Below are 262 nucleotides of genomic sequence, written 5' to 3' on the forward strand. Positions count from 1 at the left end.
GTCGGCCGCCATGGCCCAACCCTCGACCAACGTCCAGGAATGGCAAAAAAAACTGGTGCAGCTCGCGGCCCCGGCGGACGTGATGCTCGACCTGCACACCGATGACGAAGCAATGCCCTACCTCTACGTCCACCGCCGTTTCTGGCCCCGTGGTCGTGAATTGGCCGCCGCGATGAAAATGGACGTGGCGATCATCTGGGATGACGGCGGCGATGGCTCTTTCGAAGAGACCCTCATTGCGCCATGGCTGCGCGACGGCGTC

Annotated in this window: 1 pseudogene; it reads left to right on the forward strand. The window is 63.0% G+C overall.

The annotated features are described in order from the left end of the window. Positions 1–262: pseudogene (locus tag SB772_RS42365) on the forward strand (succinylglutamate desuccinylase); the annotation flags it as partial.

This window comes from Paraburkholderia sp. SIMBA_030 (assembly GCF_046535245.1).
In the GTDB taxonomy this organism is placed as follows: domain Bacteria; phylum Pseudomonadota; class Gammaproteobacteria; order Burkholderiales; family Burkholderiaceae; genus Paraburkholderia.